This window comes from Fortiea contorta PCC 7126, assembly GCF_000332295.1.
Taxonomy (GTDB): domain Bacteria; phylum Cyanobacteriota; class Cyanobacteriia; order Cyanobacteriales; family Nostocaceae; genus Fortiea; species Fortiea contorta.
Genome location: NZ_KB235930.1, coordinates 1,552,617 through 1,577,674 on the forward strand (window position 1 = coordinate 1,552,617; position 25,058 = coordinate 1,577,674).

Annotated in this window: 17 protein-coding genes; 8 read left to right on the forward strand and 9 right to left on the reverse strand. The window is 42.2% G+C overall.

What is annotated here, in order from left to right; genetic code table 11:
- Positions 1–8 precede the first annotated feature (8 nt).
- On the reverse strand, positions 9–1,199 hold the full coding sequence (locus MIC7126_RS0107460) for a PPC domain-containing protein (protein WP_051050427.1): 1,191 nt from the start codon (positions 1,197–1,199) through the stop codon (positions 9–11).
- Positions 1,200–1,476: 277 nt separating this feature from the next.
- Here MIC7126_RS0107460 and MIC7126_RS0107465 point away from each other — a divergent pair, with 277 nt between their 5' ends.
- Positions 1,477–3,459, forward strand: a complete 1,983-nt coding sequence (locus MIC7126_RS0107465) for a serine/threonine-protein kinase (protein ID WP_026100101.1) — start codon at positions 1,477–1,479, stop codon at positions 3,457–3,459.
- Here the strand turns inward: MIC7126_RS0107465 and MIC7126_RS0107470 are convergent.
- The 4 genes from MIC7126_RS0107470 to gyrA form a co-directional block, all read right to left on the reverse strand.
- Positions 3,451–4,371, reverse strand: a complete 921-nt coding sequence (locus tag MIC7126_RS0107470) for a histone deacetylase family protein (RefSeq protein ID WP_017652517.1) — start codon at positions 4,369–4,371, stop codon at positions 3,451–3,453. The genes MIC7126_RS0107465 and MIC7126_RS0107470 overlap by 9 nt on opposite strands.
- Positions 4,372–4,419: 48 nt before the next feature.
- On the reverse strand, positions 4,420–4,620 hold the full coding sequence (locus tag MIC7126_RS0107475) for a hypothetical protein (RefSeq protein WP_017652518.1): 201 nt from the start codon (positions 4,618–4,620) through the stop codon (positions 4,420–4,422).
- Positions 4,621–4,729: 109 nt separating this feature from the next.
- On the reverse strand, positions 4,730–6,289 hold the full coding sequence (lnt, locus tag MIC7126_RS0107480; protein ID WP_051050386.1) for an apolipoprotein N-acyltransferase: 1,560 nt from the start codon (positions 6,287–6,289) through the stop codon (positions 4,730–4,732).
- Between the two features lie 17 nt (positions 6,290–6,306).
- Positions 6,307–8,886: a DNA topoisomerase (ATP-hydrolyzing) subunit A gene (gene gyrA, locus MIC7126_RS0107485; RefSeq protein ID WP_026100102.1), complete on the reverse strand. Its 2,580-nt coding sequence runs from the start codon at positions 8,884–8,886 to the stop codon at positions 6,307–6,309.
- 629 nt (positions 8,887–9,515) lie between these two features.
- Here gyrA and MIC7126_RS0107490 point away from each other — a divergent pair.
- Both MIC7126_RS0107490 and MIC7126_RS0107495 read left to right on the forward strand, forming a co-directional pair.
- On the forward strand, positions 9,516–10,076 hold the full coding sequence (locus MIC7126_RS0107490; RefSeq protein ID WP_017652521.1) for a nucleotidyltransferase family protein: 561 nt from the start codon (positions 9,516–9,518) through the stop codon (positions 10,074–10,076).
- Positions 10,077–10,507: 431 nt separating this feature from the next.
- Positions 10,508–10,915 carry a KTSC domain-containing protein gene (locus tag MIC7126_RS0107495; RefSeq protein WP_017652522.1) on the forward strand — a complete coding sequence of 136 codons (408 nt, stop codon included), beginning with the start codon at positions 10,508–10,510 and terminating at the stop codon, positions 10,913–10,915.
- 20 nt (positions 10,916–10,935) lie between these two features.
- On the opposite strand, the gene MIC7126_RS0107500 is transcribed toward MIC7126_RS0107495, so the two are convergent.
- Complete coding sequence (locus MIC7126_RS0107500; RefSeq protein WP_026100103.1) at positions 10,936–13,128, reverse strand: protein kinase domain-containing protein; 2,193 nt, start codon at positions 13,126–13,128, stop codon at positions 10,936–10,938.
- A 340-nt stretch (positions 13,129–13,468) separates the two neighbouring features.
- Entirely contained in the window at positions 13,469–15,364 is a 1,896-nt protein-coding gene (locus tag MIC7126_RS0107505) for a tetratricopeptide repeat protein (protein ID WP_017652524.1), read from the reverse strand.
- A 440-nt stretch (positions 15,365–15,804) separates the two neighbouring features.
- Between MIC7126_RS0107505 and galE the strand changes: the two genes are divergently transcribed.
- The 5 genes from galE (at position 15,805) to MIC7126_RS0107535 (ending at position 22,856) form a co-directional block, all read left to right on the forward strand.
- The gene (gene galE / locus MIC7126_RS0107510; RefSeq protein ID WP_017652525.1) at positions 15,805–17,028 is read left to right on the forward strand and encodes a UDP-glucose 4-epimerase GalE; all 1,224 of its coding nucleotides are present in this window, start codon (positions 15,805–15,807) and stop codon (positions 17,026–17,028) included.
- Between the two features lie 76 nt (positions 17,029–17,104).
- On the forward strand, positions 17,105–19,138 hold the full coding sequence (locus MIC7126_RS0107515) for an FAD-dependent oxidoreductase (protein WP_017652526.1): 2,034 nt from the start codon (positions 17,105–17,107) through the stop codon (positions 19,136–19,138).
- 709 nt (positions 19,139–19,847) lie between these two features.
- On the forward strand, positions 19,848–21,230 hold the full coding sequence (gene hemN / locus MIC7126_RS0107525; RefSeq protein ID WP_017652528.1) for an oxygen-independent coproporphyrinogen III oxidase: 1,383 nt from the start codon (positions 19,848–19,850) through the stop codon (positions 21,228–21,230).
- 456 nt (positions 21,231–21,686) lie between these two features.
- A complete protein-coding gene (locus MIC7126_RS0107530) occupies positions 21,687–21,965 on the forward strand; it encodes a GlsB/YeaQ/YmgE family stress response membrane protein (protein ID WP_017652529.1) in 279 nt (92 codons plus the stop codon).
- Positions 21,966–22,127: 162 nt separating this feature from the next.
- On the forward strand, positions 22,128–22,856 hold the full coding sequence (locus MIC7126_RS0107535) for a DUF3891 family protein (protein ID WP_017652530.1): 729 nt from the start codon (positions 22,128–22,130) through the stop codon (positions 22,854–22,856).
- A 94-nt stretch (positions 22,857–22,950) separates the two neighbouring features.
- Here the strand turns inward: MIC7126_RS0107535 and MIC7126_RS0107540 are convergent, their stop codons facing one another.
- Together MIC7126_RS0107540 and MIC7126_RS0107545 are read right to left on the reverse strand one after the other, a co-directional pair.
- Complete coding sequence (locus tag MIC7126_RS0107540; RefSeq protein WP_017652531.1) at positions 22,951–23,388, reverse strand: RrF2 family transcriptional regulator; 438 nt, start codon at positions 23,386–23,388, stop codon at positions 22,951–22,953.
- 269 nt (positions 23,389–23,657) lie between these two features.
- Entirely contained in the window at positions 23,658–25,004 is a 1,347-nt protein-coding gene (locus MIC7126_RS0107545; RefSeq protein WP_040629728.1) for a sensor histidine kinase, read from the reverse strand.
- Positions 25,005–25,058: the final 54 nt, after the last annotated feature.

Here is a 25,058-nt window from a genome sequence, read left to right on the forward strand (position 1 = left end):
CGGCGTACTTAGAAAATTGTTAAACGATATCTTCCCCGTTCCTGTGGGTTAGCGGAAATCACCACTACGTAGTAAGTATCGTCTTTGGGCAATTTGGCACGGTCGATCAAGGCGCTATACTTACCATCCTGGGCGTTATCTGTAGCGATTCTGTTTCCTTGAGAGTCGAGCAAGACGATGTATGGAGAAAAGTTTTCCCACAAACTATCTACGCGAATGCTAACGAGCTGGTCTTTTTTCCCCTGAAACTGAGAAAGTTCGTAGGGGCTGCGATTCTGTTTGAGGGTGAAACTTTGCTCATTTAACTCAGCCGATTCGTCGATGTTATAGCTGGCTCTATCATTCCTTAAAGCCAGGCTATAACGACCTGTATCTCCAGGATTGCGACTAGTTACTGCAATTGTATAAGTACCACTTGCAGGTAGTCGCACATAAATAAATGCATCTTTAGTTTCGTTGCTCGCTGCGTCGCTACCTCGTTTGACAATCACTTGGTTATCGGGGTCGAGAAGAAACATAAAGGGGTTGAGACTGAGATTGTTAGAGCGACGTTGATCGGCGCTGCCAATTAATCTAATCTGGATTAGTTGGTTTGCTTGCCCTGAAAATTTATAAAAATGAAAATATCTGCCTTGAGATTGAAAATCACCCTTCGCTAGAATATCGAAGGCGATATCTACAAAATTAATTTCTTTGTAATTAGGAGTTTTAGGGAGAGAAATAACTGAACTTTCAGAAGTTGAATTATTGCTGCGAGAATGGGAAGCTGGTTGACGCCCTCTAGACTGGGGTGGGTTAGAGCTCCCGCTCGCACTGCGTGGATTGGGATTAGAATCTTTAGGTCTAGTCGGTTTAGGTGCGACGCTACCTCCTGCTGGTTTGGGGGTAGGGTCAGAATTTTCAGGTTTAGATGGTCTAGAACTACTATTATTATTCCTCGGCTGGGGAGCAGGAGCAGAATTTATGGTATTGGGTGATGTTTTAGCTGGTAGAGGTGAATCAATCTGTTGTTTAGGTTGTGTAGCTACGGGTGGTTGAGCTGCGGGGATTTTTTCAATTCCTTGCTTGACTGCTTCTGGTTGTCTCTCATCTGGTGTTTTAGCAATTGTGAATTTTCCTCTAAATTCGGGAACTTCTAAAGCATTAATAGGTACAAGATTATCTGCTAATAACAAACCAGTGCTCACAGAAAAAATCATGGCTAATGCAAATGTGCTCCGAGATTTTTTGTTAGTTTTCACTCTGATTTCACTCCTCTTGATTGCAGTTGGTTTTGATTTTTGATGTTTAGGGTTTGTGGTAAGGACTAAAGTCCTGATTTGATTTTTCAACAGCACTGACTACGCATCTATCTGCTATTTTCTATTTTCTATTAAGCGTTCCCTACCCACACAAGTAAATTCTCCAAATCAAAGCGAATTGCTATATGATATGTCGTGCATTAATATGTACTCAAACAGCAAAAGGATTCCCAGTATGCGCTGCTGCCTGAATCCCGATTGCCCAAATCCGCACAATCATGATAGTCACCAGTATTGTCAAAGTTGTAATACACCACTAATACCATTACTTAGGGGTCGTTATCGCGTGATTAAGGTACTATCTGACGAAGGTGGATTTGGTAGAACCTATCTAGCGGAAGATGTCGATAAGCTCAATGAATGGTGTGTGGTCAAGCAATTCGCGCCAAAATTTCAGGAAAGTTCCGCTTTAAAAAAGGCAGTAGAGCTATTTAAAGAAGAAGCTAAACAACTGCAAAAATTGGGCGAACATGACCAAATACCCGCACTATTGGCTTATTTTGAACAAAATAACTACCTGTTTTTGGTGCAGCAGTTTATTGATGGGCAGAATTTATCACAGGAATTACAACAAGGGATAACCTACAACGAAAGTAAAATTCTCCAATTGCTACTCGATTTGCTTCCTGTGCTGAAGTTTATCCACGATCGCGGTATCATTCATCGAGATATCAAGCCACAGAATATTATCCGTCGTCAGCGGGATGGACGATTGGTCTTGATTGACTTCGGTTCGTCAAAGCAATTGACAGTAACGGTACAGACTCAAATCGGCACAACTATCGGCTCCCACGGTTACACCCCCATGGAACAGATGCACAATGGTGAAGCTTATCCAGCCAGCGATTTGTTCAGTTTGGGTACCACTTGCTTTCATCTACTGACGGGGGTTCGTCCATCTCAATTGTGGATGGAACATGGTTATAGCTGGGTTTCTTCTTGGCGACGACATCTATCTAATTCTGGGAGTGTTAAGGTTCCTCTGTCTGGATATTTGAGCGAGGTTCTAGATAATCTCTTGCAAACAGATATTCAACAGCGTTATCAATCTGCTGATGAAGTGCTCAAAGACTTGACAAATGAACCATCATTCACTTCTGCACCTGCAACTTTACTCACAGTTTCATCAACTACTCAAAGGGTAAATCGGCTGTTGGTGTACGCGGCGATTTTGTTGTTGGGATTAGGAGGAGTTTGGTATTTACAAGCTCGTGTATTTAGCTCCCATCAACCTGTAAACAAAGTCTCTCAAGCGCCAAGCACCCTCAAAGGTCACGCCAGTGATGTGAATTCCGTAGCTTTTGCGCCCGATGGTGTCACCTTGGCTAGCGGTAGTGACGACAAGACAATTAAGCTGTGGAATTTGGCAAATAATCAAGAAATTCGGACTTTGAAAGGTCACTCTCAATGGATTTGGACTGTGGCTTTTTCTCCCGATGGTCAGACTTTGGCGAGTGGGAGTGCTGACAAGACGATTAAGTTGTGGAATGTGTCGAGCGGTAAAGAAATTCGTACTTTGGCGGGTAACGGTGACGGGATCACATCTGTCGCTTTTAGTCCTGATGGGAAAATTCTCGCCAGTGGTAGTTTAGATCAGAAAATTAAATTGTGGAATGTAGCAACAGGAAAAGAAATTCACACTTTATCTGGTCACTCTCAAGCAGTTGCGAGTGTGGCTTTTTCTCCTGATGGTCAGACTTTGGCTAGTGGTGGTTGGGATAAAAAAATTAAACTGTGGAACTTAACGACAGAAAAGGAAATTCGCACCTTTGAGGGACATTCTCAATTAGTTCAGGCTGTGGCTTTCAGTCCCGATGGTGTCAGTTTGGCTAGTGGTAGTAAGGACAAAACTATCAAATTGTGGAATTTAGTAACGGGGGAAGCAATTCGCACGTTGACAGGGCATACAGATAAAGTTAATTCTATTGTTTATTTACCAAAATCAATCAACCAAAAAAATCAAACTGTTGCCAATTTAGCTAGCGGTAGTAGCGACAACACTGTGAAATTGTGGAATTTAGAAACAGGAAAAGAAATTCGCACTCTGAAGACTGGTTCAGGCTATATTTATGCTGTTGCTAGTAGTCCTAATGGCAAAATGATCGCTAGTGGTGGAAGTGCGGATAATATTATTAAAATCTGGCAAATCTCAAACTAAACAGCATTCGATAGTAGCCATAACTGAGGCTGCTAGTGATGATAAATCGTAGCCACCCTCTAAACCAAAAACTATTTTTCTAGTAATACCTAAACAATAATTGCTGAATAAACCATAATCTTGTGGTTGTAAATTGATGCTGGCTAGAGGGTCGTCAGCATTAGCATCATACCCAGCGCTGATAATTAGTAAATCAGCTTGAAAATTGGCTAAAAAAGGAACTATATTTTCACTAAATAGTGGTTGATACACACTCATATTACTACCCGGTGGCACGGGCAAATTTAAAACATTATCATAAAAGCCGCGCTCTACAGCCCTACCAGTACCGGGATAGCATGGGTATTGATGGAGAGAACAGTAAGCAATTTGAGGGTGATTTTCCACGATCGCCTGTGTACCGTTGCCATGATGCACATCCCAATCTAAAATTGCTACACGGTCAATTCCGGGTTGTTTGAGGGCGTAAATAGCAGCGATCGCCGCATTGGAAAATAAGCAAAAGCCCATCCCTGCGTCGCTTTCGGCGTGATGTCCCGGTGGACGAGCTAAAACAAAAGCCGGATTCTGGCTGGACAGCACGTTATCAACTCCATCCAGCCAAGCGTTTACTGCTAATAATGCTACATCATAACTGCGGGGAGATACGGGTGTATCGCCATCTAAATAACCGCCACCAGTAGCGGCGATTTCTCGAACTTTTTGAATGTAAGCTGGGGTGTGGACTGTTTCTAAAAACGGGATGAGAGAGGGGTTTTCAGATACTGGTGTGGGTGAGAGCCAAGTAATTTTTTCTGCAAATGTAGATGATTTGAGTGCGTGAGCGATCGCACTTAATCGTTCTGGCCTCTCTGGATGGTATTTTCCCGTTTTGTGTTCGAGAAATTCATCGGTATAAATAACTGGTAGCATAAGCTAAAGCAGTTGAGCAGTAAGATACTGAATGCAATTGTCATCTTACTACTGTTCGTCCAAATCAATCATCTCATCCGCTGGTTGATCATAGATTTCGGGAACGATAGCCGGATTTCCCCGCAGTTCTGTAGGTGATTGTTGGCGCATCACATCGTCTATGTTGGGCGGATGTTTGATTTTGTCTAATAACTCCGGACTTAGTGGCGATGAATCACTTTCTGTATTGATATTATCTTTGTTAGTCATGAATTTTTACCCAAGTTCACTTGGCCAGCTTAAAAGACATGATGACAAGATGCCTACTATCTGCGGACTTAAGCTCAGAGTGGAGTTTTTGATGGTGAGGGGACTGTATTTAATTTGGGGGATGTCGCCGAGAAATTAGGAGACTTAAGCCGCTGAGAGCTAATAGTGAAGGTGTCAACCAATCGCCCCAACGCACATATAACGTTTTTGTTTGGCGGCGATAAATGGTTTCGGCGTGGGTTTCGTAGGTGTTGTATCCAGATAACCACAAAGTTTTGCCGTGGGGATTGACAAAACCTGAATATCCTGTATTGGTGGCGCGGACTGCCCAGCGATCGCTTTCAATTGCCCGCATGATATCCTGGGCGTGATGCTGAAATGGCATTGCTGGGCTGTAATGAGCATCGTTGGAGGAACTGAGGATGAATTGTCCACCAGCCGCTGCTTGACGCCGAAATACTTCACCAAATGCCGATTCGTAACAAATACTAGCGATCGCTCTGCCAAAAGGTGTATCAAAAACTTGGTTATCTGCGCCTGGGACTTGGTGTGCATCTAGAGGCGATAAGCGTTGAATAATTGCGCCGAATACTTCTTCAAAAGGGATATATTCTCCCAATGGTACGAGTTTGGCTTTGTCGTAGCGGCTGAAGATTTCCCCTTTGCCTGTAACTGTAAATATACTGATAGCATAACTGCGTCCCTGTTCACCAAAAGCACCAATCCAAGCAACTACACCTTTTTCCTTAACTGCTGAGACAAAAGATGTATTTTGCAAGTCCCGCTGGAAAATGGGTAAGGCGCCTTCGGGGGTGAGGATGGCATCTACACCTTGATCTGCTAGGCTGAGATAGCCGTTGGTGTAGGTTTCGACGACGCGATAAAATCCCTGGGGACGTAATAAAACTCCGTTGGGGATGTTACCTTGAATAATGCCAATTTTTAAGGCTGTGGTCGGTGGTTGGGCGAGGGGTTGAATGTATAAAAGCCAGCCTGCGAGATGGGATGTACACAGTAATATAGCGGCAACTGTGAGATATTTTAAATTAAGATTTACCCACCTCAGCCGTGTAGATAAAGTTTTGCGGTTAATCCAAGCTTCCGCAATTAAACCATTAACAGCAACTAAGACGGCTGTCACAGCGGTGGTTCCGGAGATTTGTCCCAAATGTAAAATGATCAGGTTTTGTGGTGATTGGGTGTAAGCGAGGGAACTCCACCACAAGGGGCCTGCACTCCACAGGGCTTCTAAAGCACACCAAGCTGATGTCGCTACGAGAACACGTAACAGCGGTTTTTGCTGTTGCAGATATCTTAGACAAATCGCCCAAGCGGTGACTAATGCTCCTCCCCAAAGACTAATAAACAACCAGCAGACAAGGGTGATCATTAAACTCGGCCACCATGGCACACCCAACCATGTCATAGGGTGAATACCAGTAATCCAGGAAAGAGCGGTGCCGTGATAACCCATACCCCAAAGCAGGGGTAGGAGGAGGTTGGGTCGTTTGCTGACACCAAGAATCAATATCCATAAAGGGATGAGGGCTATCCATGCTAAAAACCAAGCACCCACAGGGGCGACGGTTAGTCCCATGAAAACCCCGCTCAAGAAGGATGAAGTATAAAGGCTCAAGGCTGAAATTAGTGTTTTTATTTCATACTTCATACTTCATCCTTCTTCCTTTATTCAGCTTCTTCGACTTCGCCTGCATCCGGAGGAACGATCGCTACTCCGGTAATGGCGTCGTCTTCGTCTAAACGCTGCACTCTCACACCTGTTGCTGACCGCGATTGTACAGAAATTGCATTCACAGCTTGGCGGATGATTATACCACGATTTGTGACCATCATGATTTCATCATCGTCATTATTCACAATCCGTAAGGTGGCTAATTGGTCTTTGGTTTTGCGGTTTTTAAATTTGGTCGCCATTAAGCCTTGACCGGCGCGATTTTGCAGTCGGAATTGAGCGACGGGGACGCGTTTTCCGTAACCGCCGTTGGTAATGACTAATACCCACGGGCCGACACTACCGTTTGCTGCTACTTCTGTGGTTTCTTCGTTGTTTTCAATTTCTTCGGTTTCGATTTCTTCGATTTCACTGTCGCTAAATGTTTCTAAAATGGCTGCAGGCAGGATATCCATCCCCACTAATTCGTCTTTGGCTTTCAATTTCATGGCTTTGACGCCACGAGTCGCCCGACTGAGGGGACGCAGTTGTTCATGGTTACAGCGGAAATGAATCGCCATCCCTTGTCGAGAACCGATGAGGACGCTATCTTCGACTCTGGCGCGTCTTACCCAGCGGAGTTGGTCGCCTTCTTCTAGGGAAATAGCGATTAAGCCGTTGGCGCGGATGTTATTGAAGGCGGCTAATTCGGTTTTTTTGATGTTCCCACCTTTGGTGAGCATGACCAAGTATTCTTCGTTACTGAACTCGTCCACCGGCACAATGGAGGTAATTTTCTCTTCCTTGGGGATGGGAAGCATTTGCACGATGGGTGTGCCGCGACTAGCACGGGAACTTACGGGAATTTGGTAGGCTTTGAGGCAATAGACGACACCGCGATCGCTAAAAAATAACACGCTATCATGATCGCAACAGGTCAAGAAATGCTCGATGTTATCATCATCTTTGACCTTAGCTCCAGCTTTTCCTCTGGTGGCGCGGCTTTGGGCTTCAAAGGTGTTGACAGGCATCCGTTTGATGTAACCTTGTTCTGTCAACAGAATGATGGCTTTTTCGTTAGCAATCAAATCCCGTTCGTCGATTTCCCCTTCGGCGTGGGTAATTACCGTGCGTCTGGGTGTAGCAAAACTGGTTTTGAGTTGGGTAACTTCAGTTTCAATAATTTCTAGCACCCTTTCCCGCCGTGCCAAAATATCCTGCAAGTCAGCGATTTGTGTTTGCAAGTCTTCGTGTTCGATGCGGATTTTATCGGCTTCTAGGGCTGTTAATCGCCGCAGTTGCATTTGTAAAATCGCGTCGGCTTGGACTTCCGAAAGTCCGTAGGTGGTGATTAATTCGCCTTTGGCGGTGGGGGTGTCGGCAGCATGGCGAATTAAGTTGATAATTGCGTCTAAATGTGCTAAAGCAATTAATAAACCTTGCAGCAGGTGGTCTCTTTCTTCAGCTTTCCGCAGTTCGTAACGGGTGCGTCTGTTGATGGATTCGATGCGGAAATCGAGGAAGACTTCCAAGAACTGCTTGATGGTGAGGATTTGGGGTTCGCCATTCACCAAAGCCAACATGTTCGCCCCAAAATTGGCTTGGAGTGGAGTTTGTTTGTAGAGGTTGTTGAGGACAACGCGGGGGTAAGCATCACGCTTCAATTCAATCACTATTCGCATCCCATCGCGATCGCTTTCGTCTCGAATATCTGCAATCCCTTCTATGCGTTTGTCGTTGACCAATTCAGCAATTTTTTCAATCAGCGCGGCTTTGTTGGTTTGGTATGGTAATTCGGTAACGATAATTGCTTCTCGTTCCGGACGATTCCGCTGTTCGATGGTTTCAATGTTGGCGACACCCCGCATGGTAATAGAACCGCGCCCGGTGGTGTAGGCTTCTTTAATTGCGGTTGTGCCGAGAATTTGCGCTCCTGTGGGGAAGTCTGGCCCGTGGATGTATTGCATTAACTGCAGCGCCGTGATTTCGGGGTTGTGAATCAGCGCCACCAAGCCATCAATCAATTCGCCGAGATTGTGGGGCGGGATGTTGGTCGCCATCCCCACGGCGATTCCAGAGGAGCCGTTGAGTAGTAGTTGGGGGACGCGGGCTGGTAACACTGTTGGTTCTTGCTGGGAACCGTCGAAGTTATCAGCAAAGTCTACGGTTTCTGATTCAATGTCGTGGAGGAGGGCGGCGCCGGTTAATGCTTGCAAGCGGCATTCTGTATAACGCATTGCCGCTGGGGGATCGTTATCTACGGAACCAAAGTTACCATGTCCGTTGATCAGGGGCGATCGCATGGAGAAATCCTGTGCCATCCGCACCAAAGCATCATACACCGCTGTGTCACCGTGGGGGTGGTATTTACCCAGTACTTCCCCGACTACACGGGCGCATTTGCGAAACGGGCGATCGTGGGTCAAACCCAACTCATGCATGGCGTAGAGGATGCGACGATGCACAGGTTTTAGACCATCCCTGGCATCTGGTAGCGCCCGACCCACAATCACACTCATGGCGTATTCCAGATAAGACCGGGACATTTCGTTCCGCAGATCTGTTGGGATAATCCTCTCCTGTGAGGTTGTCATAACCTAAAAAACTCCAAAATTGTAGATTGTAGGCTTTCGAGTTGAAAAAACACGAAATTAATTCAAAATTTCTCTTGAATAATTGCTATATCCTGATACGATTTTAACACGCATTGCCTTTTTTTGCCCGGAGAGGAAGTAGGTGCAAAATTAAGAAACTAAAACATCAAAATTGGAACTTATTATAGTTCGTAATTATAATTTATGTTTGTGTATATTTTGTAGAATTTAAAGGGATAAAAAACATGGCTTTTTGTTTGGTTTTCTAGATGGAAGTCTCACGCAAAGGCGCAAAGACGCTAAGGAAAATTCCTTTCTTTTTACATATGAATATATGGTTGGAAATTTAATATTTAGAAATTTTTTAGATGAAATTGTTTGGTAATGTCTGAGTAAAGGAGTGTGTATTGGCGATTAATTATTGATGGCAAATTACAAGTGAATGAATATCGATGGCATCCTCTGATATCGGCTGCGTGAAGGTTGCTATTCAAGAGAATAAATATTTCTAATTAACTATCAAGTAGATCAGCTTTGTCAAAATTATCAAGATAGGTCATTTTTTCGTTCAATTATCAAAGATTAATGGTAGGATTTTAATTTTATATTTGACAGTTTCAGATGGTGAAATGGATAGTAACACGAATTTGCAGAAAATTCTGGCTGATTCGCCTGTTGGCGTTGTATTAAGAGCAATCTCGCTTGTAAACCTTCCTAACTGGTGGTTAGCAGGAGGTGCGGTGCGAAACACAGTTTGGCGGACAATTTTTAATCCTCAATGTGAATTAATTATTAATGACTTTGATATTGCATTTTTTGATGAACAAGGAAACCGTTCTCAAGAACTAGCAGCAAAAACAATCCTCACACAAAAATTTCCTGGTTATGAATTTGATGTCAAAAATCAGGCGAGTTTTGCTCGTTGGCGCCCAGGTCGCAGAACCTACACTAGTACAGAAGATGGGATTTGCGAATGGCTACACACCGCTACTGCTGTGGGAGTGAGGTTAGACCCACAAGGACAATGGCAATTTTTCACTCCCTACGGCTTAGATGACTTGTTCAATGGAATCATTCTACCGACACCAGTCCACACTCACAACCCAAAAGCACAGGAAAAAGCCACTAGTTTTCTGCAAAAGTGTCCTTGTTTAAAAATAGGCGTTAGGGAAAAGAGTTTTGACCCTTGACAACAAATCCTCTTTATAGTACATTTATACTATAAAAATTCTTTGCGTACCTCTGTCTTGAAAAGTTTTGTGGAAGCGCAAAGTTGCAAAGCTCGCCACGGGGATACGACAGGTCGGCAGACTTTGCGGCGGTTGCCTGTACCGTCCCGCCAAACTTTGTAAGAAGGAGACCTTCCCCACAACGCCAGTTGCTACCCTGCGGGAAGCCGCTCCGCGTCTACAAGTCGAGCCAGCCGCTTGCGGAGGTTCCCTCCGTTGTGCGGACTGGCGTGGGAAACCCTTTCGGCAGTCGCTCATGGGGGAAACCCCCAAGACCGCGCTGCCTCACCCCAGCACTGGCTCAACTTTTCGCCGCGCCAACCTCCTCATACCTCTGCGTTGAAAAAGCCGTGAATGGTATGAGAAACCCAATACTATAGGAGAATAAAATTATGAAACTATCAAAAGTAGACTTGAGCGATATAATTGCGATCGCTCATGCTGATGGTCATTTACAATTGTTGCTTAACCGCGGTGACGAATTAGATTTGTTGGAGATTCCTGCGCCTCTGGCTGCTTATGAAGGATTGCAGCAGTTGCATGAAATAATTTCTGAGTCTACTCCTTTGCCCATAGCACCAGAACCTATCGCCATGTTACCAGTTAGTTCAGCAATGGCGAGTGCTGTTGGTTACGATAGCGACGAGCAAATTTTACAAGTTGAATTTCATACTGGAGCAGTTTATCAATATTCGGGAGTTGATTTGGACACTTGGGAGGATTTCCATGAGTCTGATTCTATTGGCAGATTTTTTAATCAAGAGATTAAAGGTCAATTTTGCAGTGAAAGGATAGATTAAACTTCAGTAAATCAACTTTTTTATTTGGTCACATTCTTCTGAGCACTCTCTAATTTTTGCCTCAGATAACCTATTGGTAGAGCTTTAATAGCATAACGTGCGAAGAAAATCCGCTCTTTGCGAGAGAATTTCAATTCGCTAGACAAAGCACGCAGAATTTCAGCACCAGCAATCAGATTATCTGCTGAAAAAACATCTGTCCTAATCTTTTCTATATCCTTTTGAATTTGCTCTCGTTGTTCAGCGGTACATCTGCTGAGGTCTGGTGCAAATAAAGTCTTTTGATCTCGTGTAGCATTAAAATAAAATGTATTGATATCTTCTGGGGAAATTTCTCCAAATCGAGCTGCTTTTTCATCCCTAAGATTTTCGATAATTTGTTCTCGTTGACAAGGGCGTGTTAGGGTATATAATGCCCAGGAAATACCACCTGCTAAATATACTCTAGGTGAGTTTTGGATTCCAGGTTTACGCTGTAGTACATCTCTAATTTGTGGCACTAATACTTTAAGTTTCGTATTTTCTGCTGCTTTAGTAAAGTCTGCATTTCCTTGACTGTTGCTGATTTCTTTAGTAAAAGTTTTTGTGCCCAAAGGAATTGAAAATGTTATGTCTTCACCTTGTTTAGTACTTTTCTGATATGCTCCTTTAGTATTGCCAGAGCCAATATCAATCATCACAACTTCTTTACGTCTCCATTCTGGAACTACACCGCTAAAGACAAAGTTAGCTTCTTCTTCAGCAGAAATAAACTCCACTGCTCGCCCAGTTTCTTGCTGAATTTCTTGCGCCAAAGCATCCTTATGGGGAGCTTTTGACGCAACTCCACTACTACCATAAATTACTATTTGCTCACAAGGTATATTAAAGCGTTTCTGGATTTCACTGAACATACCTTTAACACCATCAACCGCTTCTTTCTGCGCTTTGGGGTCAACGGCGTTTGCATTTCGCTGTTCAATCTCTTCGTCTCGAATAACGAATTTAAATCCTTCTTCATTGAGGTTTGGCAATTCTTGAATCACTTCTCCTTTGATACCTGTACTACCCACCTCAATAACACCATACAAATTACCAGATTTTCTCACAAGAGTACTTTCGCTACATTGTTGAGACGACAATTTTTTTACATCTGCTGTATTTCCTGGGTTCACAGATTGCTGTGTAGTATTCCCTTTATTAAAGACAATACTAAAAATCGCTCCTCCAGACAACAAAACGAGTAGTAATCCACCAAGAAGAATCGGTAAACCAACAAGATTTTTTTTGGGTAGCACAGTTTTTTGCTGTTCTTCAGAAGCTATAGAAATAGCGGGAACTTTTTGTTGAAAAACTGCTAATTTTTGTAAAATTTTATCTGCACTGGTAATACGTTGTCCTAAAGGTGCAATTAACTGATCAATAATGCTGATAAACTGTGGTGAAATAGAATTAGCAAACTGATGCCACTCTAACTTATTATTAATATAAGGCAGTTCTTTGATGTCTTTTCCTGTAAGTAAATAAACGAATGTTAGCCCAAGGAAAAAGAAATCAGATTGAGAGGAATATTTTCTTTGTGTTTGTTTTTCTGCTATGTAATTAGGGCGAGATATATTAGCGCTTACTCCTATGGGAGCTTGAACTGTAGGAAATTGCTCTATGTCCGTAACCTCTCCAAAGCCAGTTAGTAGTAAGTGTTCGTTTGACTGGAGAATAATATTTGAGGGCTTAATATTTTTATGGATAATTCCTTGTTGATGAATTTCTTTGAGAATATGCACTAACTGTTCTAGCCATACAACAGCATATTTTTCTTCGATTCCTCTACCTAATTGTTTGATATAATCTTCTAAATTTATCCCTACAATGTTTTCCATAACTACGCAATGTAGGGATATTTGATCATTTTTTGTAGTGTATTCAAAACAATCTTCAATTTTAGGAATTTTTGGATGATTGAACTGGCTTAAAAGTTTAAAATCTCGCTCAAATATCTCGATTATTTCTTGTTTATAAATGTCTTCTTTCAGTTCCGATTGTTTAAGTACTTTCAAAACTTTAAGTACACCTTGATGCATTACTTCATAGGTCTCAGTATAGCTTTCTTGCTTATTCAATAACTTCAGAACTTGGTAGCGTCCATGCAGTAGCAATTCTGAACCACATTTCTGGCAAAATAAAACGCCATTAGGATTAGTAAACCTACATTCCGGATTAATACAAAGACTCATATTTTTTAGATTAGGAGTTTACAAAAACAAGTTTTTTTAATGCAGACTCACAGATACCCAATATTGAGTGATTGAGAGCAAATTTACATGTTTAGATTGTGAGTATTGTTTTATAAGTTATGAATTATCTTAATTCAAATTTGTGTTTCTACTGTTTTAGAGTTCACAATAATTATACAGTATTTACACGTAAATAATGTTAATTTTATATGAAGCTAAAAGTAACATATGTTTTACAGGATTCTGCTGAGGTGTATTGGGAACAAACCTGCAGCACTAGCTTGTACGTTAAGTCAAGCCTAGTGAAAACAACTATCCCATCCATCAGCAACGCCAATTTTTACGTTTCCATTAACTTACGGAAACTTTCCAGCTTCGCCACTTCATCAAAATCAATATCCGTTGCTAATTCTTCCTTATATCGAGGATTAATTGCAATGGCTTTTTGCATACTTGCTATTGATAATTCTACTTCTCTTTGGAGCGCGTAACAGGCGGCTTTGTTGTAGTGGGCGCTAGCGTATTGGGGATTAATTTTCAAGGCTTGATCGAAACTAGCAATTGCTTCTTCATCGCGTCCCAACCTGACTAAGGTATAACCTTTTTTATCCCAAATTTTGGCAGAGTCTGGTTGTAGTTGCAAAGCTTGATCAAAGGAAGCGATCGCATCTTCGTATCGTTCTAATTCTATCAGTGCTAAACCGCGATTTAACCAAGCAATCGCATCATCTGGTTTAATTTGAGTAGCTTGCTCAAAAGAAGCTAAAGCTTCTTGATGTCGTTGTAAGTTACCGAAAGCGACGCCGCGATCACACCATGCTTGATGATAATCTGGTTTAATTTTAATGGCTTGATCGTAAGCAGCGATCGCTTCTTTGTAGCGTTTGAGCCTAGCGAGAGTTATTCCCCGCTTCAACCAGATTACTGGTTGCTCGCGCTCGATGATCACTGCTTTATTATAAAGTGCGATCGCTTCTTCATAACGCTTTTGAGATAATAGTATATCTCCTTGTTGTAGATAATCATCTGCAGTTTCTGTTGATGGTGGTAATTCTGCAGTTTTCGGCGACATTTCCGCTAATTCTTGCAAAATTAAGTCTTTGCGGTTTTGAGCATCTAGCTGTAATTTAGCTAATTGGGAAACAAACTCAGTTTCTAACTTTTCTAACTGCTCTAAAATTAAGAGATTTTGTTGTTGAGCGTGGGATTGAAACTCGGAAAATTGCGATGTTAATTCAAAACTTGATTGTTCTAAATTTTCAATAATTAATCCTTGGCGTTTTTGAGCATCAACCTCTAACTCAGATAGTCGCAAAGTGAATTCAGTTTGCAATTTGCCTAAATTATCAACAAGTTTATCTTTTTGTTGTTGAGCATCATACTGGAATTTTAATATTTCTGATTTAGATGAATCTGCTAATTCTCCCAAGTTTGTCATGGTCAAACTCTTTTGTGCTTCCGCTTCGGATTGTAGCTGGGATAATTGAGCAGCAAAGGTAGATTGTAATTCAGCTAAACTTTGAATAACTGTAGTTTGTTGTTGCTGAATTTCCGTTTGCAATTGAGATAACTGTGAGGCGAATTCCCATCGAGATTTTTCTAGGTTTTCTCTAACCTGATCTTGTTGTTGCTGAGTCTTTGATTGTACTTGGGATAATTGCAAAGCAAATTCTCTGGCTAAATGCTCTACATTTTGGTGAATTTCTGTGATTTTTGCTTCTAACTCTACTATGGCGCTATTTTTGGAAATTAATATCTCTGCAGATAATCCTGATAAATTGGCTTTGATTGTATCCGCTTCTTGATTTAATTCATCATTTCTATTTTGTGCTTCTATAAAAATATTCTCCGATTCTTGCTTCACTAAAGCCAATTGATTTTGTAAATCGTCTAAAGCTTGTAACTCTGATGTGGCTCTATCTACAATCTCACGGATAGCTGCTCGACGGATTAGCCAAAATAAAGCGATGACGGGTATGGGAAATAGACTCAGTATCACTAACCAGACATTGAGCAAAAAAGCTGTCAGTCCAAAATTATTAGCAAAATCCTTCTGGGCTCGCAGTAGAGCCAATTCTTCCCGCTCTTGATTTGATGTCACAGCAGCAGGAGTGTTTGTGGGAGTAGTTAATGGTGTGGGTTGTCCACTGGCGATACTAGCGCACAGTAACCATGGTGAAAAGACGGTAACGCTTGGCAAAACTAAAGTCAAAATCAGTTGCTTTTTGCTCTTCATTGAAACCATCCCTACACATTGGTTAGTTTGAGAAACCGCGTGCTTATTTCTAATCTATAACAGAACGAACTTGTGAAATGTAGGCACACAAGCAGGGGGACATTGAAAACTAATTGGCGAAATTAAACTGGGATTGATCTAATTTTATCTTAAAAAAATATTTGATAAGTTTAATTAATTTTAGTAAAGGTTACGAGATACTACAGGATTAGCCTAGCGCGCAGTGATTTAATTGTATTTTTCATCACTTTCCCTTGGGTAAACAACAGCAAACCCACAGATTCTAGCGCAATTGCAGCTTTGAGTGATGGAACAAGTATAAAAAATAAAAAAATACAATTTAATTTTCCGGATGCATTTTACCCATGGCGTGAAGTTATTTTATACTTCATACTTTAGTCGTTAGTAGTAAGAATATGTAAAGCTGGGGTAATTGACACATGTCTCCAAAAATTTTAGTTACCGGAGGAGCTGGTTATATTGGTTCCCATACAGTGCGTCAGCTAGGCGAGGCTGGCTATGATGTGGTGGTATATGATGATTTATCGACCGGTTCAGCAGCCGCAGTCGTTTATGGACAATTAATCGCGGCTTCTCTGGAAAATCAAACATTACTCAACAAAACTTTTGCTCAACATAAGTTTGATGCGGTGTTGCATTTTGCAGCTAGTTTATCGGTTCCGGAGTCAGTAGCCGCACCCCTCAATTACTATGCAAATAATACACGCAACACTCTAAATTTGTTACAGTGTTGCCAAACATTTGGGGTAAAAAAGTTTATCTTCTCTAGTACGGCTGCGGTTTATGGACAACCTCAAGTCAATCCCGTGACAGAATTATCACCAACTCAACCCATGAACCCATACGGGAATTCCAAGCTGATGAGTGAGAGGATGATTCAAGACTTTGCTCAAGCTTCTGGATGCAGATATGTAATTTTACGTTATTTTAATGTCGCTGGTGCTGACCCGACAGGACAACTGGGTCAATCTGCGAAAAAAGCTGAACATTTAATTAAGAGAGCTTGTGACGCGGCTTTAGGTCGTTCTTCTGCGGTGAGCATTTTTGGTACAGACTTCGCTACACCAGATGGAAGTGGAATTAGAGATTACATTCATGTGGAAGATTTAGCTAGTGCTCATGTGGATGCATTGCGTTATTTAGAAGTAGGTAATGATAGTGAAATATTCAATTGTGGTTATGGTCAAGGTTATAGTGTGCGGGAGGTTTTAGCAATGGTGAAAACTATTTCTGGCGTAGATTTTTCGGTGAAAGAAATTACTAGAAGGTCGGGAGATCCGGCTTGTGTAATTGCTGGAACTGAGAAGATTCGCGCTATTTTGGGTTGGAAACCAAAGTATAACAGTTTAGAAACTATTGTGACTACAGCTTTAAATTGGGAAAAGAAATTAATTGCTTTGGCTGTGTTAGAAAAAAATCTCGCTAAACAAAATTTTCAGTTGGGTGCTTTGTTAATTGAACACAAAATTATTTCCGAAAAAGAGCTAGCACAAGCATTGCAAGAGCAATTAGTAAATGGGAAGAAATTAGGGGAGATTTTGGTACAAAAAGCGATGATTTCTTCCCAAAATTTAGAAAAGTTTTTGCTAGAACAAACTTGGCGAAGACAAGGAGTTTGGTTACAGTTACCTGCGGTAATTTGAAAAAAGGCTTGAGTTGAACATTTAGCAAATGCTACCGTCTACAAGATGACACAGCAGTTGTAGGGGTTCTCCAACCATGAAGTGTAGACGCAAACAAGCTTTGAGCCAGCGATCGCTGATGAGTTTCAGCTTAATATCTGTTTTAATTGTACCTAATGCTAGTGTAATGGCGGCGCCACCCAGAACTGCCGACAAGACTATTAATTGTGACATTTTAGCCGTTGGTGGTGGACTTTCTGGGGTAGCAACGGCTCATGAGGGTTTATTAGCGGGACAAACGGTTTGTTTAACAGAAATTACCGACTGGCTGGGGGGTCAAATTTCTGCTCAAGGGACATCTGCATTAGACGAAAGACCAACCCAACGCGCCCGCCAATTCTACTCTCGCGGTTATTTGGAATTACGCAACCGGATTCAACGAAAGTATGGTAAGCTCAATCCTGGCGACTGCTGGGTCAGTGATTCTTGTTTTTTACCCCGTGATGCTCACACCATCATGGCGCAAATGCTCAAGGATGCTGAAAAACAGGGTAGAGGCAAGCTGGAATGGTTGCCAAATACGGTAATTAAAGATTTAGAAATCAGTGCAGATGGGAAGATAATTAACAGTGCGATCGCTATTCAGCATCAACCTCCAAAAGGCGCACCACCCCTCAACACCTTCCCTCTATCCCAAACTATTGAAGACGCCTACCGCTACGCCAATTCTTCTCGGTTCAACAAAACCATCATCCGCTTTCTCCCCAAACAAACTCAAGGTACTAGCCCCAAGTGGTATGTGGTAGACGCCAGCGAAACTGGGGAAATTGTCGCCCTCGCTGATGTCCCTTACAGGTTAGGAATTGATGCTCGTTCCTATCTAGAACCTTCCGCTTCTAGCAGCAGCAACGACCCCTATTGTACTCAAGGTTTTACCTACACCTTTGCAATGGAAGCGACGCGGGAAGCCCAACCGCAAACTATGCCTGCATATTACTTACAATATGCGTCATATTTTAGTTACGAATTAAAAAGACTCGCCAACTTTGGTTTAGTTTTCACCTACCGTCGCATTTGGAGTCCGACAAAAGGACAACCAACCACCTTTGGCGGTGTCAATTTTACCGCTCCCTCTCCCGGTGACATCTCCATGCAAAACTGGACTTGGGGTAACGATTACCGTCCAGGAACCGCTGCAGATAACTTAGTTTATACCCGCCAACAACTGCAAAGCACCAAGCAACTACAGTCTGGGGGCTGGATGGGAGGACTCAGAACCGAAAGTCTCCGCAAAGCTGAGGAAAAAGCCTTATCTTATTATTACTGGTTGGTGGCTGGGACTACTGATTCCCAGTTAGGACAAGGTGTGAAGCAGCAACAAACAAATAATCGCTTTGTGGCTGGCTTAGATTCGCCGATGGGGACAGCCCACGGCTTGTCCAAATACCCCTATATGCGCGAGGGACGCCGCATCATTGGACGCCCTAGCTGGGGACAACCCACAGGCTTTACTATCTGGGAAATCGATATTTCTCGCCGTAACTATAATGACCCTTATTACCAGCAGACTTTACCTGCCAGTATGTATCGGCAGTTAAAAGCAGCACTGGCGGGGTTAGAAGCCACATCAGTAATTGCGGGACAAATTGCACCAGATAAAGTGATCCGCCGGACTCGCTCTACTATTTTCCCCGATGCTGTTGGTATCGGTCACTACGCAATAGATTTCCATCCTTGCATGGAAAAAAGCCCTCCAGAAGCCCCTGGAAATAAAGAGCGCGCCGGCGAAAGACGTGGCGCAGGACAAGCTTATCCTTTCCAAATTGCCCTGCGGGCGATGATTCCTCAAAAAATTGACAATTTGCTCGTGGGTGGGAAAAGCATCGCTACTAGCCACATTGCAGCGGCGGCTTATCGCGTCCATTCCTTCGAGTGGTCTGTCGGTGCGGCTGCGGGAACAGTAGCGGCTTTTGCACGGAAAAATGCGATCGCACCTTATCAAATAGTAGATGATTTACCCAAACAAGAACCACAACTGCAAGCCCTCAAACGACTCCTAGAGCAAAATAATAATCCTACAGCCTTCCCCGATACTTCGATTTTTAACCAAAATTGGGAAGATTGGCGATAGGACATGGGGGAGTCACTACACATTGGTTTCAACTCAAGCTAAAACCTTTGTCCCACCCCTTAATCCCCTCCCCTTGCTAAGGGGAGGGGAGGTTTTGCGCCAGCAAAGCCGGGGTGGGGTAACGCCGATTGTCATGGTAAGTGAGTGAATTCACTCATCACGTCATTGCAGCGGTTTCACGTTAAGTTGACACGTATGAGCACTGCTGCGCCCGAAAAGCAAGAAACAATGAAAATATTTCTTGCAGTGCCCAATCCCCCTAATCTAAAGAAATATTAATGGCTCTACAGTTATAAAAATATTAATAGTTAAATGATTTTGGGGGAAAAATTGGCGGGAATTTGCATCGGCAGTCACATTTGCTGGATCCGATGATGCAAATCCGCTCTCATGCTGTACCAGAATAAAATCCTTTAACGCCGACACTAACTGAGAACTGGTAAGTATTCTGAGTTGCTGGCTAGGGAGAATCCTTGGGAGTTTCTTGTTTCCATCCGGGAGTTTCTTGTTTCCAGAGCGACGGTTCTTGTTTCTAACTCGGAGTATGTTATTTCTCATCCGCCTAACTTTTCAAGACGGATTTGAGATGATTTGCTTCATACCCCGCTTCCTGTTCCCTGTTCCCTATCATCGTTTTCTTGCTCTACTCTCTCACATCGCCACATCACTAATTATTGAGCAGCTTAGTTGCAGCATTTTGGAGGTTTTCATGGTTTTTTTATTACCTGGTGTAAAATTTGATCTGGATATGATCAAGAAATACGATCATCCTGCACCTAGATATACTAGTTACCCACCGGCTACAGAGTTAAGCTCTACATTTACTGACGTTGACTTTCAAAGTGCGATCGCTGCATCAAATCAAAGAAAAACTCCACTATCTTTGTATTTCCACATCCCATTTTGCCAAAGTGCTTGTTACTTCTGTGGCTGTAATACGGTAATTTCCAGCAACAAAAATATTGCCAAACCTTATTTAGAGTATTTGGTGAAAGATATCCAAAACACTGCAGCTTTAATTGATGCAGAAAGAACAGTGCTGCAAATTCATTGGGGTGGTGGTACTCCTAACTATTTGGAAATTGAACAAATAGAATTCTTGTGGAAGCATATTAGACAAAATTTCACCATCGATCCACAAGCAGAAATCTCAATAGAGATTAACCCCCGTTATGTTGATAGAAATTATATTTTATTTCTCAGACAAATTGGGTTTAACCGCATTAGTTTCGGTATTCAAGATTTTAACCCAGAAGTGCAAATAGCAGTAAATCGCGTCCAGCCGGAAGCAATGCTATTTGATGTGATGAACTGGATTAAAGCAGCCGAATTTGACAGTGTGAATGTGGATTTAATTTATGGTTTACCCCATCAAACCCAGCAGACTTTTCGAGAGACAGTACAAAAAACTATTGCATTAGACCCTGATAGAATTGTGGTCTTCAATTTTGCGTATGTACCTTGGTTAAAACCAGCACAAAAACATATTCCCGAAGCAGCGCTACCCCTCCCCCAGGAAAAGCTAGAAATTTTGAAAATGACCATTGAAGAATTGACGAGTAATGAGTATCTATTTATCGGGATGGATCACTTTGCTAAATCTAACGACGAATTAGCGATCGCTCAACTAAACGGCAGCCTCAAGCGCAACTTTCAGGGTTATACTACCCACGGGGAAACCGAACTATTTGGTTTTGGAGCCACCTCAATTAGTATGCTAGAAGATGCTTACGCCCAAAACCATAAGCAATTAAAGGATTATTACCAAGCGATTGATGCCGGGATTTTACCGACAAGCAAAGGTATAAAACTAACACAAGATGACATAATTAGACGCCAAGCGATTATGAGCATCATGTCCCATTTTCATCTGCATAAGCGAGATATTGAAGAGAAATATCACATCAAATTTGACGCTTATTTCGCCTATGAATTAGAAGTATTGCAACTTCTAGCAGCAGATGGACTAGTGAGTTTATCAAAACACAACATCGAAATTACAGACATTGGTAGATTGCTAGTGAGAAATATTGCAGTCATCTTTGATAGCCATACAAGAACCAGAGAGCAGCATTTTTCCCGTGCAATTTGAAGTGTAACTGAAAATTTGGCGTTGCTGACTGTAAATATGAATTTGTCTCCCACATAGACGCGGAGCGGCTTCTCGCAGAGTAGACGCAAAGACGCAAAGACGCAGAGAGCAAGAGGAGGAAAAGATGATATTTTCGACTTTCATACTTTGATTCAGCAACGCCGAAAATTTTTATTCCCAGTTTCTGTCTTTGAGGAATATGAAGGTCTGCGATTTCGCGTTTATGTAGCGTCTTTGTTAAAGGGAAAACAACCATTACAAATTTATGAAAAGCTTAGTGTACAAGCTTCTTCCTTTCATCCTTCATCCTAGCCTGCGGCAAGCCGCTCCGCGTCTACATCCTTCACACTTCATACTTAACTCTATCTTTTGACTAGATAAAGTCTCTCATTCGGCAGAATGAATTGTGAAGACAGATTGATAAATTATATACAAATCGAAATTTGAGAGGCAATCATGAATTTAATTGTTTGGGTGGTATTGGGACTTTTGGCTGGTGCGATCGCTAAAGCGATTTACCCCGGTTATCAAGGCGGTGGAATCCTTTCCACAATGATTCTTGGTATTGTTGGTGCTTTTATTGGTGGTACTTTATTTACGCTTTTCCGAACAGGAACTTTACAAATCACCGCCGCTGGTGCTGGGTTAAGTATTCCTGGTTTAATTGTTGCCGTAATTGGTGCAATTGTTGCTATTTATCTCTGGGGATTATTCACTAGAAGAAGCAACGCCTAGTGATTCGAGTGGTTAGTGACGATGAGTTCGTAGTCAGCAAATTAGTGGAGAAAAATCTAGGACTAAATTCCTGACTACCAACTCAATTTATCATCGAGAATTGGTAAGCACAAGTGAATAGTTTGAGTTAAGAATAGAAACTAAAAATCGGGAGATTAATTTGTGATTGTCAACGCTACAAACAACGGCTGGGAAATTATTTACCATCGTGCTCATGCTTTACTAGCCGCTCAATTAGCAGGACAATGGCGACGCAAAAATGCACCAGCACGACTATACGAAACCTTAGCCGCAATTTCCCACCACGACGACTTAGAAAAAGAGTGGGAAGAAGATAATTTGAGTCCCGCAGGTGCGCCCTTAGACTTTACATTACAACCACCAGGTTTTAGCGATAAGCTAGCTAGCTTAGTTAGCAACGCTCTCTATCGAGGAAGGTGGGTGGCGCTATTAATCTCGAAGCATGTTAGTCGATTAAATGAGCCAATTCGGGGTAAATCACCAGAAGTTGACAATTTTCTCGATGAGCAACTGGAAAACCAAAAACGTTGGACTCAAGAGCTAGATATCGCGCAGGAAGACGTTGACGCTGCATATGCATTCATGCAATGGTGCGATCGCCTTTCTTTGATATTATGTCAGCAAGAGTTACCCGCAGATGAGCGCTTTTTAGAAATTAGCAAAGGGCCTGATGGCCAACGCTATGACATTATGCAGCGCAGCGATCAAACGGTATTTGTTGAACCCTGGCCTTTTGAAGATGATAAGTTTACTGTCAATATCGAAACCTGCGACCTTTCACAAGTAAAATTCAACAGCAGTGCAGAGCTAACTCAAGCTCTTAAAGAAGCGCCGATTAAGCCATTAGAATGGCATTTTGTCAAGAGTTAGCTGTTAATACCCTTGGTTTTGAGTAATGGATTCCCCTAAAACAGGGAAATATAAAAGTATTTGCTATTTCACCAAGGACTTTTAAAGCAATCTCTTAGATATAATACATCAGTTCTTTGTGTCTTTTTTTACTTCGACGTTCGCATAGGTCATGAAGGGTGTAATGTTCTAGCACCGAATTAGCTGCTTGACGCGCTTCTTGCCAAATTTCATGGATTACTTGATTTTCCAGTGTTCCGGGATACTGCTTCTTAGGGGTGACAACGGCTTCTACGCCCTCAATACAGCTCCAAGCTTCTAGTAATGTAATCTTCTGCGGATCTCTGGCTAGAACATAGCCACCTTTGGCGCCACGAATGCTTTTAATCAGTCCTCGGCGTCTTAAGGTCGCTAGTAATTGTTCTAAGTAGCGATTCGGTATATCTTGTAAGGTTGCCATCTGTCGTATTTGCAGAGATTCGCCACTAGAGTAGCGACTCGCCAGCTCTAACAGGGCTAGAAGTGCGTATTCAGATTTGTTGGAGAGTTCCACAAGCGTTAGTTATGAAATTTACACTTAAATTTGTGCGATCGCTACTGTTGTTTCTCCCTTTAAACGGGTGAAATTTGACAGCTAATTTTTTGGCATAGTCATCTATGCTAATTCTAGGCACTCGTAACCATAGAAACAAATACTTTTATTTTTTAATTTAATAAATATATTTTATTAATTAATAGCGCTGGCGACACAATCAGGTGAATTTCGGTGCAGATGGCACTAAATACTAGGGTAAAGTCGGGAATAGGAGATAAGGATATTAACTAGGAAACTAAAAGGATACGCAAATCCTCGGTCAGTGGTAAAGTGATGGTGAAGGTCGTTTGCCTGTTGACCAAACTTTCCACAGTAATTTCGCCACCGTGTAGGCTGAGAGCTTTTTTGACAATAGACATTCCTAACCCCATTCCGGGAATATTGGCGACATTGCTACCGCGATGGAAAGGTTCAAATATGTGCTCAATGTCAGCAGGGGGAATACCAATGCCAAAATCTTGAATTTGTAAGATCGCTTGGTTGTGAATATAATTTACAGAAAATCTGATTGTACTGCCATGGGGAGAGTATTTCATGGCGTTGAGAATTAAATTGTTGAGGATTTGGTGCAACAGTTTAGGGTCAAAGTCAGCTTCTATACATTGATAGTTAGTTTGGAAAGCGATCGCGTGGTGTGATCTATCATCTTGTTGTAGCTCTGCTAACAACTCGCGGCAAAATTCAATTAAATTGAGAGATGCTGGCTTAAACTCTGATTTCTCCGCTTCATCTTGACTCATGATTAATAAATCATTCAACAATTGAGTCATATGCATAACAGATTTTTGAATGCGGCGAAAATGAGCAACTTGTCGCTCATCGCTCCATTTATGGCGATAATGTTCTAACAATTCTGCAGAAGAATGGATAGTGGCTAAAGGATTGCGAAACTCGTGGGAAGTAGTAGCGAGTAAGTGGGATTTGAGTTCACTCAGTTTCTTTTCTTGCAAAAGTGCTTGGCGCGTCGCTTCTTCTGCTCTTTGTAATTTTGCTTGTGTCTGTTTGGTTGTGGTAGTATCCCGCAGCAACCAACGCAGACCGACTGACTGATCCGGCTGATGGCGGATGACAGCTACTCTGACGGCGGCGATAATGGGTGTACGGTTACGGGGACAAATGTTAACTTCCCACTCTTGAATATCAACGCTAGAGTATAAGTTACGGAGTTGATAATGAAAGTTTACCTGTTCTTCCTCAGCTATATAAATATCCAGTGGTTCACCGATTAAAAAACCGTTAGAGATATTGAGCAGGTTATTAGCAGCACGGTTAGCTTCTTGAACTACGCCTTGCATATTAGTCACCAAATAAGCGTCTGGTGCTTCTTCAAATAGCTCCTGGTAGCGGCGATTTTGGATTAACAATACTTGTCGAGCATTAGACAATTCCTGATTTTGTTGCTGTAAATCTTCTTGAGCAATTTGCAACTCTTCCAAGGCTTGATGGAGTTCTTCAAAGATGGTGGTGATAAATTGAAGATCATCTGCGACTTGCGCTTGTTCACTTTGGCGTTGCAAAAAAGCAATCCGTTGACGCATATTCCATATCTCTAATTCCCAGTCGTGCAAATTCACGCAGCTGCTCCTTCCTTCTAACTATCTCAAACTCTGGCTCAATTTTAAGACTCT